The 15,679-nt window shown below is 69.4% G+C and carries 4 protein-coding genes; 2 read left to right on the top strand and 2 right to left on the bottom strand.

The window, feature by feature from the left end; genetic code table 11:
- Positions 1 to 6 precede the first annotated feature (6 nt).
- Positions 7 to 7,599 (bottom strand): ESPR-type extended signal peptide-containing protein, encoded by a 7,593-nt coding sequence (locus tag AC3ITN_RS03260; protein WP_489392067.1) that lies wholly within the window; start codon positions 7,597 to 7,599, stop codon positions 7 to 9.
- Between the two features lie 459 nt (positions 7,600 to 8,058).
- A complete protein-coding gene (purL, locus tag AC3ITN_RS03255) occupies positions 8,059 to 11,943 on the bottom strand; it encodes a phosphoribosylformylglycinamidine synthase (protein ID WP_489392066.1) in 3,885 nt (1,294 codons plus the stop codon).
- A 301-nt stretch (positions 11,944 to 12,244) separates the two neighbouring features.
- On the opposite strand from purL, the gene AC3ITN_RS03250 reads away from it, so the two are divergent.
- On the top strand, positions 12,245 to 14,347 hold the full coding sequence (locus AC3ITN_RS03250; protein ID WP_489392065.1) for a glycosyl hydrolase family 18 protein: 2,103 nt from the start codon (positions 12,245 to 12,247) through the stop codon (positions 14,345 to 14,347).
- Between the two features lie 115 nt (positions 14,348 to 14,462).
- Positions 14,463 to 15,668, top strand: coding sequence for a hypothetical protein (locus AC3ITN_RS03245; RefSeq protein ID WP_489392064.1), 1,206 nt, complete (start codon positions 14,463 to 14,465; stop codon positions 15,666 to 15,668).
- Positions 15,669 to 15,679: the final 11 nt, after the last annotated feature.

Raw genomic sequence — 15,679 nt, 5'->3', positions numbered from 1 at the left:
GGCGCGTTACCAGCCGAAGCCGGCACCCACGCCCACCGAGCTGTCATCACTGCTGAAGGCGCCGCCGACGGTGACGGTGGCGCGTTCACTGAGGGCGCGCTGGTAGCCCAGCGACAACGCCGACTCGCCGCTCTGGAAGCCGACGCCGACACCGACGCGGTTCTGCGTGCGGATACCGGCGGCACTGGTGGCCATGTTGAGCATGGCCGCGTTCATAGCACCCTGGCGGTCGATGCGACGGTCCTGGTGACGCAGGCGCTCGTCGATCTCGCCCTTGTAGACGTCGAAGGTGTCGGCCATCGCGCTGTAACGCTGGTCGGTGTAGCTGTTGGCGGTGGCGATGCCGCCGTCCAGCTGCCCCTTGTTGACCGCATCGGTGGCCGCGCTGCCGGCGGCGACGTTGGTCACCTGCCGTTCGGAACCGACGGCACCCACCGAGACGGTATCGGCGCGGTCGGCAACCGAGCCCTGGCCCAATGCCACCGAGTTGGCAGCCGTGGCGCTGGCCCCCTGCCCGATCGCCGTGGCCGAGGCCCCGCTGGCCACGGCACCGTCGCCCATGGCTACCGAGGTGACCGGCACCACTGCGGCAACCGGCTGCGGGGCGCCGACGCTGGCGGCGGTCGGGGTGCCCTGCACGACGGGTGCGGCAACATCCGCACTGGCCACGCTGGCCGCGCTGGCCGCCGGGGTGGCGGCGGTATCGGCCGCCTCCGGCGTTGCCGCACTGCTGGCGGTGGATACCGCCGCGGTGCGCGCACGCGCCGCGTTGCTGCTGCCCCCTGCCACACGCTGGTCAAGATCGCTCACCTTGGCATCCAGCGCGCCGAGCGCATCGCCCACGTTGGTGTAGGTCGAACCCTGGATCACGTAGTTCGGCGCGACGAACACGCCCTGCATGCCCACGCTGGCACCACCACCGAGGAAGCTGGCGGTGTCGCTCAGGGCCTGGAACAGCTGCCCGCCGTTGATGGCCTGGCGGCTGCCGCTGGCGATCGAACCGGTGGCGACGTTGTCCAGCGTGGTGCCTTCCACACCGGACAGCGTGAGCGTGTCACGACTGCTGTCGTCGTAGGTCAGCGCATTGGCGGTGACGTTTTCCACCGAGCCGATGCGGTCGTCGATGTCGCCGACGCGGGTTTCCACTGCACCCACGCGCTGGTTGGTGGTGTTGAGCTGGCCACCGGTGACCGCATCCGTGCTGCCTGCGGCGACGCGACCGGCCGCGACGTTGACGATGCGGCGGGTGGCCGGCGAATCGGTGCCATTGCCGCCACCGACCGAGACCACGTTGGCTTCCACCGCACGCGAACCCGCGCCCAGCGCCACCGAGTTGGCCCCGGACGCACCCGCGCTGGAACCGATGGCGATGCCGTTGGCGCCGTTGCTGACGAAGGCGCCGTTGCCGACGGCCACCGCGTTGGTGGCGTTGGTCGAGGCCAGGCGGCCGACCACGGTGCTGTTGTCGCCGCGTGCCGAGGCATCTGCACCCACGGCAGTCGCACCGGTGGCCGAGGCGGTGGCCGCGGTCCCCAATGCGCTGCTGCGCGTGCCGCTGGCGGTGGCGCCAGCGCCGGCCGCCAGTGCATCGGTGCCGCTGGCCGTGGCCACGCCGGTGCCGCTGGCCTTGAAGCGCTGGCCGACCGCATCGGCTGTCGCCGCCACGCTGTCCAGCTGGGTCTTGTTGACCGCGTCGTTGGCATTCACCGCCGCACCGACATTGGTGATGCGGCGCGTGGCCGGACCGGTGGTGCCGTTGCCGCCACCGACCGACACCACGTTGGCTTCGGTGGCGCGTGCGCCTGCGCCCAGTGCCACGCTGCCGGTGCCGCTGGCCCAGGCGCTCTTGCCGAGTGCGGTGGCATTGAGGCCGCTGTAGGCGTAGCTGTCCTGGCCGATCGCGGTGGAACCGGCCGAGGTCGCCCACGCCAGCTGGCCCACCGCCGTGGTCTGCGCGGCCGTCGCCCAGGCGCTGGCGCCACCGGCGAAGCTGTTGGCTCCGCTGGCCTGCGCGCTGTTGCCGATGGCGATGCCGTAGGCACCCGATGCCGTGCTGCCCCAGCCGAACGCCGAGGCATAGTCGCCGCTGGCTTCCGCGCCGTAGCCGAGCGCGGTGGTACGCAGCCCGGTCGCGGCGCTGAACGCTCCCACGGCGGTGCTGTAGTCGCTGCCGGCTTCGGCGCTGTAGCCGAATGCAGACGACTGCAGGCCGGCCGAGGTGGCGCCGGCACCGCTGGCGGTGCTGAACACACCGGTGGCCTGTGCACCGGCACCCAGCGCGGTCGCACCGGTGCCGCTGGCACTGGTGGCCTTGTCCAGCAGCACGTTGCCGTTGGCATCTTCGTAGTACAGCGCACCACCGATGGCGGTGGCTGAATCGGCCGTGGCCGAGGCGTTGTAGCCCGACGCCGAGGCGTAACGACCCGACGCCAGCGAACCGCTGCCGTAGGCCGACGCGCCGGTGCCGTACGCATTGGACGCTTCGCCCGCCGCCGTGGCGTAGGTACCGTCGACGTAGCTGCCCACGTCGTCGCCATTGCCGCTGCCGGAGGCCTTGAAGTAGCGGTTGGTTTCCTCGGCGGTATCGGCCACGGCGTTGAGCTGGTCGACGTTCACCGCATCGGTGCCTTCGGTGCCGGCCGCAACGTTGGTGATCTGCCGCTGCGCGGTGGCGGTGCCGACGGACACGCTGTTGTCGCGATCCGCGCTGGAACCGGCACCCAGGGCCACGCTGTTCACGCCGGTGGCAGTGGCGCTTTCGCCCAGTGCGGTAGCACTGGCGGCATCGGCCCACGAATTCCAGCCGATCGCGGTGGCGTAGTCGTCGGTGGCCCAGGCACCTGCACCGAACGCGGAGGCGCCGGTACCGGACGCGCGCGCCGGGATGAAGCCGAAGAACGTGCTGCCGCCGATGGCCACGCTTTCATCGCCGGTGGCTTCGCTGAACTCGCCGACCGCGACCGAACTTGCCCCCGATGCGGTCGCCGCTGCACCCACGGCAGTGGCGTAGGCGTTGGAGGCCACCGCGCCGTAGCCCAGCGCGGAGGACAATTCGCCGGTCGCTTCGCTGTAGCTGCCGAACGACGACGCACCCGCCTCCGATGCACTGGAACGGAAGCCGTTGGCAGTGGCCTGCTGGCCCGATGCGATGGCTTCGCTGCCGCTGGCCGTGCTGTACGCGCCGGACGCCTGCGCGCCGGCGCCAATGGCGCTGGCACCGATCTCGCTGGCCGCCGCACCGTTGCCGATGGCCACGCTGTCTTCGCCGGTGGCCTGGGCTTCGCTGCCCAATGCCGCGGCACCTTCGCCCGTCGCCAACGCGTTGAAACCCACTGCCGTGGCGTTGTTGGCCAGCGCAGTGGCACCGCTGCCCAGCGCGCTGGCACCGTCACCGATGGCGTTGGCTGCCTCACCGGCCGCCAATGCGTCATCGCCTTCCACGTAGGCACCGGCATCGCTGGCGTCGCTGCCGCTGGCCTGGAAGTACTTGCTGGTGGTGGCGGCCGTATCGGCCACCGCGTTGAGCTGATCCACATTCACCGCGTCGGTGCCTTCGGTACCGGCGGCCACGTTGGTGATCTGGCGCTCGCTGCCGGCACTGCCGACCGACACGCTGTCGTCGCGGTCAGCGATGGAATCCGCACCCAGCGCTACGCTGTTTTCGCCTTCGGAGGTGGCGGCATTGCCCAGCGCGGTGCTGTTCAGGCCCGGCGACCAGGCACCACCGCCGACGGCGGTGGAATAGTTGCCGGATGCTTCGGTGGGCAGCAGGCCGAACAGCGCGCCACCGATCGCAACACTGTTGGTGCCGCTGGCCAGGCTGCCCTGGCCGGTGGCGGTGCTGTAGGCGCCGCTGGCTTCGGCGTCACCGCCGAGCGCGACACTGTTGGAGCCGGTGGCCTGCGCGAAGCTGCCCAGTGCGGTGGCGTTGAAGGCGGTTGCGGCGGCATAGCCACCGATCGCCGTGGTGTAGCCCGCAGTGGCTTCGGACGCGAAACCGTAGCCAGCGGAAAGGGTCCCGCTGACCACGCTTTCCGCACCGACCGCCGTGGACCCCGAGCCGCTGGCGGTGCTGTAGTAGCCCAGCGCCACCGATTCTTCGCCGGCCGCTTCGGACAACGCGCCGCTGGCCAGGCTGCCCGCACCGGACGCGATGCTGGCCGCACCGTTGGCGGTGCTCTGCTCACCCGAGGCCAGGCTTTCCGCACCGTTGGCGGTGGCATATTCGGCAGTGGCCTGTGCATCCGCGCCGGATGCCGTGGCGTTGGCCGCACTGGCCAATGCATTCAGGCCGACGGCCGTTGCGCCGTCTGCCAACGCGAACGCGCCGCTGCCCACGGCCGATGCGCCGGTGCCACTGGCGAAGCTGCTGGAGCCCACGGCGGTGGCGTAATCGCCATCGGTGGCGGCATTCGAACCGGCGGCCACGCTGTCCTCGCCACCGGCTACGGCCACGCCGTCGCCGCTCGCCTGGAACTGTTCGGTGGCGGCGGTCAGCTGGTCCACGTTGACCGCATCGGTGCCTTCGGTACCGGCGGCCACCTGGGTGATCTGGCGCTGCTGGTCGTCATTGCCGACCGAGACCGTGTAGGCGCGGTCGGCGCGTGCACCGGCCCCCAGCGCGACCGCGTTGGATGCACTGGCGGTGCTGCCCGCACCGATGCCGATCGCGCTTTCACCGCCGGCCACCACATTGGTACCGATGGCGATGGTGTTGATGCTGTTGCCGAGTGCCTGGTAGCCCACGGCCACGCTGTTGTCGCCGTAGCCGAACGCACCGCGGCCGAGCGCGGTGGCACTGCTGCCGCGCGCCCAGCTGTTGTAGCCGACCGAGGTGGAACCGCTGCCGTCGGCCCAGGCCGCATAGCCCACGGCCGTGGCGTTGGTTTCGGTGGCCCACGCGCTGGAGCCGAACGCGGTGGCGCCGTCGTTGGTTGCCCATGCGTATGCACCGGTGGCGGTGCTTTCGCTGCCGCTGGCGAAGGCGTTGTCGCCCTGCGCGACGCTGTACTCGCCGGTGGCGCGCGACTTGTAGCCCTGCGCCAGGCTGTTGTCGCCGGTGGCCTGCGCGCCGCTGCCGTAAGCATTGCTGAGCGCACCGGTGGCCTGGGCGCCCGCACCGACGGCGACGGCATCCTGCGCGGCGGTGGTGCCCACCGTCACCGCGTTGCCGTCGGCATCCACGATCGGCGCGTTGTACTGGTCGTAGGCCTGCCCCACACCGCCAATGGCGACGCTGCCGGTGCCGTTGGCGGCTACGTTGCGGCCGACCGCGACGGTATCGTCGCCAATCGCAGACGCACCGTTACCCACCGCAGTGGCGCCGGCACCGAAGGCATTGCTGGCTTCACCCGCGGCCAGCGCACCGTCGCCGTCGGCGAAGGCGCCCACATCGCTGTCCTGCGAAGCGTTGGCCTTGAAGCGGTAGGCCGTGCGATCGGCCGTTTCCGCGACGGCATCCAGCTGCGCCTTGTTGACCGCGTCGGTGGCTTCGCTGCCGGCGGCGACGTGGGTGATCTGGCGTTCGTTGCCGACATCGCCGACCGACACGGTGTTGTCGCGCACGGCCGTGGAGTTGGCGCCGAGGGCCACGCTGTTGGCGCCGCGTGCGGTGCTGTAGAACCCGACCGCCGTGCTCAGGTCACCACTGGCCCAGCTTTCGGCGCCGAGCGCAGCCGCGCCCTCGCCGGGTGCGTAGGCGAAATAGCCCACGGCGGTGGCTTCGGTGCCCGATGCTTCGCTCAGCGTGCCGTTGGCCACCGCGTAATCGCCGCTGGCGATCGCGCCGGCACCGACGGCGGTGGCGGCTTCGCCGCTGGCCTGGGTCTGCACGAAGAAGCCCAGGCCCGGAATGAGGTCGGCCGGGCCGCCAATGGCGGTGCTGCTGGTGCCGGCGGCCACGCTCTGCGTGCCCACGGCGGTGGCGTAATCGCCCGTCGCATTGGAGACGGCACCGAAGGCCGACGACTGCGCGCCGCCCGCGTATGCACCGACGCCGTACGAGGATGCGGCGAAGCCGGAAGCCTCGGCGCTGGCGCCGACGGCCGTGCCGCCCACGCCGGCACTGGTGGCGCCGGTGTCGACCGGTACGCCGCCATTGGTGATCAACGGATTGCCGTCTTCATCGACGGCGGTACCGCCCACGGCCACGCTGCCCGGACCGTTGGCCTGCGCATTGGTGCCGAAGGCGGCGCTGTTCTGGCCGCTGGCCAGTGCGTTGTAACCCACCGCAGTGGCATTCTGCGCCACGGCGGTCGCACCGCTGCCCAGCGCGGTGGCGCCGTTGCCGAGCGCGTTGCTGGCCTCGCCGATCGCAGTGGCGTTGTCGCCATCGACGAGCGCACCGGCATCGCTGTCGGCGCTGCCGCTGGCCTGGAAGTAGGTGCTCGTGGTCTGCGCGACGTCACCCACTTCATCGAGCTGGGCCTTGTTCACCGCGTCGTTGTCTTCGGTGCCGGCAGCCACGTTGGTGATCTGGCGCTGCAGGCCGTTGTTGTTGCCCACCGAGACCGTGTCGACGCGATCGGCGTAGGAGCCAGCGCCGAGCGCCACGCTGCCCACCGCCACCGCGGCTGAGTTGGAGCCCAGTGCGGCGCTGAAGTCAGCCACCGCAGTGCTGAACGCGCCCACCGCAATCGAGGCTTCGCCGCCGCTGCCGGCACCACGGCCGAGCGAGGTGCTGCCCGCGCCAATGGCCAGGGCGCCGCCACCGATGGCAGTGGCGCCATCCGCACTGGCTTCGGCCAGGCCGCCGATCGCGGTGGCGGCGCCGTTTTCGCTTGCCGCGAAGGCCGACGCGCCCAGCGCTACATCGCCGAGCCCGAACGCCATGGCGCTCTGGCCCACCGCAACGGTGGCGTCGCCGATGGCCAGGCTGTTCTGGCCGAAGGCGCTGCCGCCCAGGCCCGCGGCGATGGCATCGCTGCCCACCGCCGTGGTGGCGTTGGCCAGCGCCTGGCTGTTGTGGCCCAGCGCCGTGGCGCCGTCACCTTCGGCCGTGGCATTGGCACCGGCAGCGAGTGCACCTTCGCCATCGATACGGGCCGCGTCGCTGTCGTTGCCTTCGCCATCGGCCTTGAAGTAGCGCGTTGCGCCGGCGGCGGTCGCGGCCACCGTATCGAGCTGTGCCTTGTTCACCGCGTCCGTGGCGGCGGTGCCGGCCGCAACGTTGGTGACCTGGCGTTCCTTGCCGACGTCGCCGACCGAAACGGTGTTGGCCCGTGCAGCGCGCGAGCCGGCGCCCAGCGCCACGCTGTTGGCTGCCGAGGCCGTGCTGTTGCTGCCGATCGCCACGGCATTCGCGCCCGAGGCGGTTGCGTTGCCGTCAACCACGCAGCTGTCGACCACGCCGCTGTTGAGCACCACGCAGTTGGCGTTGCCGCCCACTTCCACCGATTGCGCACGCGCATCCGCGGTCACCCCGGCCATGCCCAATCCAAGCGTCAACGCAATGGCAGCGGACAGCACCGATGTGCCGCGCGCGCCAGCGGCTCGTCGCTGGTCCACCACCACGCCCGGGGTCTGGCTGCTGGCGAGTTCGGAGGCAACGACCATCTGCCCCAGTGCTTTGTTCCAGACCTTGCGATAAATCCGATTCATCGATGCGACTCCTGGTTGGACTGGTTTCGGGCAAAGCGACGCCAACGCCGGACAACGTGGTCCAACGTCCCCTGGGGGCGTTTCCGCTTGAATGCTTTGGATTACTGCGTTGTGTGCCGAACGGCGTGTGCGACGTACAGAGAACTCGCCATCCTTGGGGTTACTGCAGAACTGAACGCTGTCAAAATGAGCAATCAGTGTTAACGCACGGTTCCGATGGCGTCAAGACTTTGACTGCAGAAATTGCTCGAACGCGAGAGACGTCACATATTTGACTATTCATCAACGCGTTTTGTTAGATCGATGTGAGTAATCTTCATCACACGAATTGACGCATGTAACGCGCTGTAACGTGTTGCTTCCACTCGACTTGGATCGAAGACGAAAAAAAACCGCCGAACGGGTCGGCGGTTTTTTCACTCAGCTTTCACCGCGCTTTCACGCGATCTGTATGTCTGCTCAATCGCACCATACGCGTGCGTTGCGGAACATGCGCAGCCACGGCGAGTCGCCCTGCCACTCCGCCGGACGCCAGCTCAGGTTGATCGCGCGCGGCGTGCGCTCCGGGTGCGGCATCATGATGGTGACGCGGCCATCGGTGCTGGTCAGGCCGGTGATGCCGTCCGGTGAACCGTTCGGGTTGAGCGGGTACTGGCTGGCGACGTTGCCATCGCCGTCCACGTAGCGCAGCGAGACGCGGGCAGCGGCCTGGTCGACGGCGGTGGCGAACACCGCCTGGCCTTCACCATGCGCCACGGCCACCGGCAGGCGCGAGCCGGCCATGCCGCGCAGCAGGATCGACGGTGACTCCACCACTTCCAGCAACGCGGTCCGCGCCTCGAACTGTTCGCTGCGGTTGCGGCGGAACTGTGGCCAGTGCTCGGCACCCGGGATGATGTCCTTGAGCTGGCTCATCATCTGGCAGCCGTTGCACACCCCCAGCGCGAAGCTGTCCTGCCGCGCGAAGAACGCGGCGAAGGCATCGCGCAGTGCGTTGCGTTCCAGCACCGAGGTGGCCCAGCCACGCCCTGCACCCAGCACGTCGCCGTAGCTGAAACCACCACAGGCGGCCAGGCCGGTGAAATCGGACAGTGCCACGCGGCCCTCGATCAGGTCGCTCATGTGCACGTCATGGGCACTGAACCCCGCGCGTTCGAAGATGTTGGCCATCTCGATCTGGCCGTTGACGCCCTGCTCGCGCAGCACCGCCACGCGCGGGCGCGCGCCGGTGTTGATGTAGGGGCCTGCGACATCTTCGTTGATGTCGAAGGTCAGCTTCGGCTTCAGGCCCGGCGCGTTGAAGTTGCGCGCGATCGCACGCTCCTGGTCGGCGTTGTCGGGGTTGTCGCGCAGCTTCTGCATCGCGTGGGTCACCGACCACCATGCGTCGAACAGCGCTTCCCAGCGCCACTCGACCAGGCTCTCGCCCTGCAGCGACACCCGCACCACCGGTGCGGTGGTCGGGCGGGCAATGCGCTGGGCGCACTCGGTGAGTGCATGGCGTTCGACCAGGTCGGCGAACGCGGCACGGTCTTCCTTGGCGATCTGCACCACCGCACCCAGTTCTTCGTTGAACAGGCTGCGGAACGGATCGTCGCCCCAGGCATCCAGAGTAATGTCCAGGCCCAGACGCGAGGCAAACGCCATTTCGCACAGCGCGGCAAACGCACCGCCATCGCTGCGGTCGTGGTACGCCAGCAGCAGGCCGGACTGGCGCGCATCGCGGATCAGTTCAAAGAAGGCACGCAGGCGCTGCGCATCGTCCAGGTCCGGCACCGGGCCGGCGAAGGCCGGCAGTGCACTGTGGTCGGCGTGCACCTGGGCCAGGATCGAACCGCCCAGCCGCTGCTTGCCGGCACCGAGGCCGATGAGCCACAGCTCGCTGTCGGTCTCGCGGTCGAGCAACGGGGTCAGCTGGCCGCTGGCATCGGCCACCGGTGCGAACGCCGAGATCACCAGCGACACCGGCGACACCGACTTGTGCGCCTGGCCGTTGTCATGCCATTGCGCCTGCATCGACAGCGAATCCTTGCCGACCGGAATGCTCAGGTCCAGCTGCGGGCAGAGTTCCATGCCCACCGCACGCACCGCGTCATACAGCAGCGCGTCTTCACCGTTGTGGCCGGCCGCCGCCATCCAGTTGGCCGAGAGCTTCACCGTCTCCAGCGCGTCCACCGGGGCGGCGCACAGGTTGGTGATCGCTTCGCCCACCGCCATGCGCGCCGAGGCGGCCGCATCCAGCAGGGCCAGCGGGGTGCGCTCGCCGATCGCCATCGCTTCACCGGCGACGGTATCGAAACCGGCCAGGGTGATGGCCACGTCGGCCAGCGGCAGCTGCCACGGCCCGATCATCTGTTCGCGTGCGGTCAGGCCGCCCACGCTGCGGTCGCCGATGGTGACCAGGAAGTTCTTGGCGGCCACGGACGGGTGCGCGAGCACGCGCAGGCCGGCCTCATGCAGGTCCAGCCCGCTCGTCCTCAACGCCGGCCAGCGCGGCGCCGGCGGGTGCGCGGTATCGCGGTGCATCTTCGGCGCCTTGCCGAACAGCACGTCCATGGGCAGGTCGATCGGCGCATCGGCGGGGATGTTGCCCACCGTTGCACCGTAGGCCACCACCAGGCGTTCCTCGGCCGTGGCCACGCCGACGGCGGCGAACGGGCAGCGCTCGCGGGCGCACAGCGCGGCGAACTCGGCCAGGCGTGCCTGCGGCACGCCGAGCACGTAGCGCTCCTGCGATTCGTTGCACCACAACTGCATCGGCGACAGCGACGGATCGTCGGTGGGCACCTTGCCCAGGTCGATCACACCGCCCACGCCGGAGTCGTGCAGCAGTTCCGGAATGGCGTTGGACAGGCCACCGGCGCCGACGTCATGGAACCAGCGGATCGGGTTGTCCAGGCCCAGCGCGACGCAGCGGTCGATCACTTCCTGGCAGCGACGCTCCATTTCCGGGTTGTCGCGCTGCACGCTGGCAAAATCGAGGTCTTCGGCGCTTTCGCCCGATGCCACCGAACTGGCGGCACCGCCGCCCAGCCCGATCAGCATGGCCGGACCACCGAGCACGATGACCGCATCGCCCGGCTGCAGGCGCAGCTTCTCGACCTGGACCTGGTCGATGGCGCCCAGGCCACCGGCCAGCATGATCGGCTTGTCGTAGGCGCGGGTCAGACCCTCGCCTTCCGGCAGTTCGAAGCTGCGGAAGTAGCCCAGCAGGTTGGGCCGGCCGAACTCGTTGTTGAATGCGGCGCCGCCGAGCGGGCCCTCCAGCATGATGTCCAGCGCAGGCGCCATGCGCGGGTTCAGCGCACGCGGCGCCTCCCACGGCTGCGGCAGGGTCGGGATGCGCAGGTGCGAGACCGAGAATCCGGTCAGGCCGGCCTTGGGCTTGCCGCCGCGGCCGGTGGCACCTTCGTCCCGGATCTCGCCGCCGGCACCGGTCGAGGCGCCCGGGAACGGCGCGATCGCGGTCGGGTGGTTGTGGGTTTCCACCTTGATGCAGAAGGCCGAGTCCACCACCGCTTCGCTGCGGTATTCGCCCGTGGCCGGGTCCGGCCGGTAGCGCGCGGCCGGGAAACCGGCCACCACCGCAGCGTTGTCGCTGTACGCGCTCAACGTGTGCTGCGGGGTGTGCTGGTGGGTGTTCTTGATCATGCGGAACAGCGAGTTGGCCTGGTCGGCGCCGTCGATGGTCCAGCTGGCATTGAAGATCTTGTGCCGGCAGTGTTCGGAGTTCGCCTGGGCGAACATCATCAGTTCCACGTCCGACGGCTTGCGGCCCAGTTCGCCGAAGCGCTGGCGCAGGTAGTCGATCTCGTCCTGGGCCATGGCCAGGCCGAGGCGGCGGTTGGCCGCTTCCAGGTCATCCAGCGCCACCCGCTCCAGCTCGCCACGGGCCGGCGCGGTGAACAGCGCCTGCGCCTGGGCGACATCGTCCAGCACGGACTGGGTCATCGGATCGTGCAGCGCGCGGATCACCGCCTCACGCTGGGCGGCATCGGCCGGCGAGCCGGCCAGGTCGATGCGCAGCCCGCGCTCCACGCGGCGGATCGGCTGCCCGGCACCACGGACCAGCTCGGTGGCCTTGCTCGACCACGGCGACAGCGTGCCCAGGCGCGGCACCACGAAGCGCGAAAGAGCGCCCTCCGCCTGCGCGGCCAGCGCCGGCTGCGCCTCCAGGATCCGGCTCAGGATCACCGGGTCCGGGGCGGCATCGCCTTCGGTCTGGATGAAGTAGACGTGCCAGGCACCGGTAATGCGCAGATCGGCGGCGAGGGACTGCAGGCGGGATTCAAGACGTTCGCGGCGGAACGGCGAAAGGGCGGATGCGCCCTCGAGGACCATCATGTCCGGGGAACCGTGGTTGGAGACGGGGCCCACTATTGTACCGATACGTGCCCGCCGGTGGTCGGCCCGGCGCCCCCCGCTCCCGCCCCGGCGCAGACCGGCCGCGTCCTGAACCTTGCGCTGGCGCACGGAACGGAGGGGCAAACCATGACAACGTTGCCACCACCTGCCCAGCGGACTGCCGGGCGGGGTCCATGTCCGCCCCCTCTGCTGTTGCCGGCCTCTCTCACCGGCCCCGGACCTGCTGCAACGCTGGCCGACACCCTGCCGCCCAGCGCCCACCACCTGATCGGAGTAAGACATGACTGACCCGATTGCGCGCAGTACGGTGACATCGTTATCTCCCCGCTCCCCCGCCCGGCATCGGCGTTGGCTGCTGGCCCTGGCGTTGGGCTCGGCGGCACTGAGCCCCGGCCTGGCCCTGGCGGCCAGCTGTACCGGGGTGCCGGAGTGGAACGGCAACGTGATCTACCTGTCCGGCAGCACCCTGCAGAAGGGCGGCGTGCTGTACCGGGCCAACCAGGACATCTGGAACGCCCCGCCCGACCACCCCGCCGGCGCGCCGTACTACACCAACCTGGGCGCCTGCGACACTGGCGGCAGCAACCAGCCCCCGAGCGTCAGCCTGACCTCGCCGTCCAACGGCGCCAGCTTTGCCGCCGGCAGCAGCATCACCGTCAGCGCCACTGCCAGCGACAGTGATGGCAGCGTGGCCAAGGTCGAGTTCTTCCGCGGCGGCACCTCGCTCGGCATCGACACCAGCGCCCCGTACAGCGTGGCTTGGACCAACGCCAGCGCCGGCAGCCACACGTTCAAGGCGGTGGCCACCGACAACAACAATGCGGTGACCTCCTCGGCCACGGTCAGCGTGACGGTCAACGCGGCCAGCAACGACACCACCCCGCCCAGCGTGCCCGGCGGCCTGGCCTCGCCCGCCAAAACCGCCACCACGGTGAACCTGGCCTGGAACGCGGCCAGCGACAACACCGGCGGCAGCGGCGTGGCCGGTTACGACGTGTACCGCAACGGCAGCCTGGTCGGTTCGCCCAGCGCCACCCAGTACACCGACGGCGGCCTCACCGCCAGCACGGCCTACACCTACCGGGTGCGCGCCCGTGACAACGCCGGCAATGCCTCGGCGCAGAGCGCGTCGATCAGCGTCACCACCGCCACCGGTGGCGGCACGGGTGGCAACAAGCGGGTGATCGGTTACTTCACCCAGTGGGGCATCTACGGGCGCAACTACCGGGTCAAGAACATCGACACCAGCGGCTCGGCCAGCAAGCTGACCCACATCAACTACGCCTTCGGCAACGTGCGCAACAACCGCTGCGAAGTGGGCATTACCCAGGCCTCGGACCCGAACACCGGCGTGGGTGGCGATGCGTTCGCCGACTACACCAAGGCCTTCCAGGCGGGCGAAAGCGTCAGTGGCGGCGCCGATACCTGGGACCAGCCGCTGCGCGGCAACTGGAACCAGCTCAAGCAGCTCAAGGCCAAGCACCCGAACGTGAAGGTGCTGATCTCGCTGGGCGGCTGGACCTGGTCGCGCGGCTTCTCCAGCGCGGCACAGCCCGCCAACCGCCAGGCCTTCGTGGCGTCGTGCGTCGATGCCTACATCAAGGGCAACCTGCCGGTGACCGACGGTGCCGGCGGCGTGGGCGCGGCGGCGGGCGTGTTCGATGGCATCGACATCGACTGGGAGTACCCGGTGGGGTGCGGGTTGAGCTGCGGGACGCCGGCCGACAATGCCAACTACACCGCACTGCTGGCCGAGTTCCGCCGCCAGCTGGACGCGGTGCGCCCTGGCCTGTTGCTGACCGTGGCGGTAGGCGCGGGCATCGACAAGATCCGCGTGACCGACCCGGCCGCGTATCACGGCTACCTGGATTTCATCAACGTGATGACGTACGACTTCCACGGCGCCTTCGACCCGATCACCGGGCACCACTCGGCGCTGTTCAATTCGCCGGCCGACCCCTCCACCGGTGATACGAAGCTGTACAACAGCAACGATGCGATGGAAGCGTTCATCAGCCGTGGCGTGCCGGCCAGCAAGCTCAACCTGGGCATCGGCTTCTACGGCCGCGGCTGGACGAACGTGCCCAACGTCAACAATGGCCTGTACCAGAGCGGCAGCGCCGCGCCGGGTACCTACGAGGCGGGCATCGAAGACTGGAAGGTGCTGAAGAACCTCAACCATCCCATCTTCACCGACGCCAATGCACGGGCCACCTGGAGCTATAACGGCACCACGTTCTGGAGCTTCGATACGCCGGCGCTGGTGACCGAGAAGATGGGCTACGTGAAGACCCAGGGACTGGGCGGCGCGTTCTTCTGGGAGTTCAGTGGCGATGACGCACAAGGCACGCTGGTGAACACCATCAGTACCGGCCTGAAGTAAGTACAGGGCGCCCGGGGCCAGTGTGGCCCCGGGTGTTGCGCAGGAATGAGCGCAAACTGATAGCGGCGCTGCGTGATCGGCCGTAGGTTGCCGGTCCTTCAGATGTTTGATCGACATGCGCATTCCTACTCCCCTCATCAACCTCCTTGCGCGCCTGGGCAACGAGAGCGCGAAAAACGAGCGGTCGTTACGGCAGCTCCTCAAGCCTCTATCTCCCACTGAGATAAGCAACAACAAGGCGTCCGGCAGATGGCACACGCCTCTGCCGACACCCGCCCCCGGTACGTCTTCCCCGGTAAAGCCGACGTGGGCCGTCGACAATTTCTTTGGCACCTCGCAAACGGCCGGATCGGCGCATGCCGCGCCCCCCGCACTGGTGGAAGCCGGCAACAGCACGCTGATCGCATGGTTGAGCGGGCAGTCCGCCACCGATCACAGCGCACCGGCCCGACCGCACCGCGACAGCCTGGACGGCGACATGTTTGGCGAATTGCCTGCGCGCAGCTCCGGGTCGAACCGCGAGACACGGACGCCGGCCGCCCGCAATGTGGTGCTCATGACGGCGCTGCAGGAGGGCCCCATGGGACGGAAACGGCGCGCGCCGCCCGCCCCCTCCATGAAGCCCGTTGTTCCGCCGAAGCCACCGGCGTTGTTGGCGCGCTCCAAGGCGGCGGCAGCGTTCGTACCATCACCGCAGATGCGCGCGCAGGCGCCCGTGCCCACCAAGCCTGTCCCGGCGCCCAAACCTGCGTGGCTGCTGGACCGTGCCAAGGCAGGCGTCCACGCTCCCGCGCCACTCCCGCTGGCGAACACAGCCCTCCCGCCCAGCGCCGGCAGCGCCAATCGAGTTGGCCTCCAGGAACAGACCATGTCGCAGGCACTACGAACCGCGTTGCAGCTGCGCGCCGGCGGCGAATCGTTCGCGGAATTCAAGGCACGCCTTCCCGACAAGGCCATCTACCCGCATCTGGCCGATGCAGGCGGACAACGACCGCACGCCCCGCAGGTCGCCAGCGCGACGGTTCCGCAGACGCTCCCCGTCAAGGACGCGGGTCCGGCGCCTGCCCAGCCCCTGCACCGCTCGGCGCTTCCAACGGACCTGTTGGCGGAAATACGGGCGAGAGGACAGGCTGCGTCTGTCAGGCGCATCCTGGACGTGGAACCGACCCGTGTGGCGTCAGCGATGGAGGACTTCTACCAGCGCGCCCTCATCAACATCGGGAGCGGAGAAACATCCTTGGCTCGCCAGGCATCTTCCAGCGACTCGGGCATTGGCAGCGGCCCGGACGACGATGCTTCCGACCACGGTTGGGATCCCTGAGCAGGTCGGCC

It is taken from the genome of Stenotrophomonas sp. KH_036_B (assembly GCF_057839485.1).
The sequence above is the reverse complement of the archived record's forward strand: the minus strand, read 5'-3'. Positions and strand labels throughout refer to the sequence as shown.

What these genes read in the sequence shown, in the direction of transcription:
- AC3ITN_RS03260 (WP_489392067.1), bottom strand. Translation starts at nt 7,599, where the DNA reads ATGAATCGGATTTATCGCAAGGTCTGGAACAAAGCACTGGGGCAGATG.
- AC3ITN_RS03245 (WP_489392064.1), top strand. Translation starts at nt 14,463, where the DNA reads ATGCGCATTCCTACTCCCCTCATCAACCTCCTTGCGCGCCTGGGCAAC.
- purL (WP_489392066.1), bottom strand. Translation starts at nt 11,943, where the DNA reads ATGATGGTCCTCGAGGGCGCATCCGCCCTTTCGCCGTTCCGCCGCGAA.
- AC3ITN_RS03250 (WP_489392065.1), top strand. Translation starts at nt 12,245, where the DNA reads ATGACTGACCCGATTGCGCGCAGTACGGTGACATCGTTATCTCCCCGC.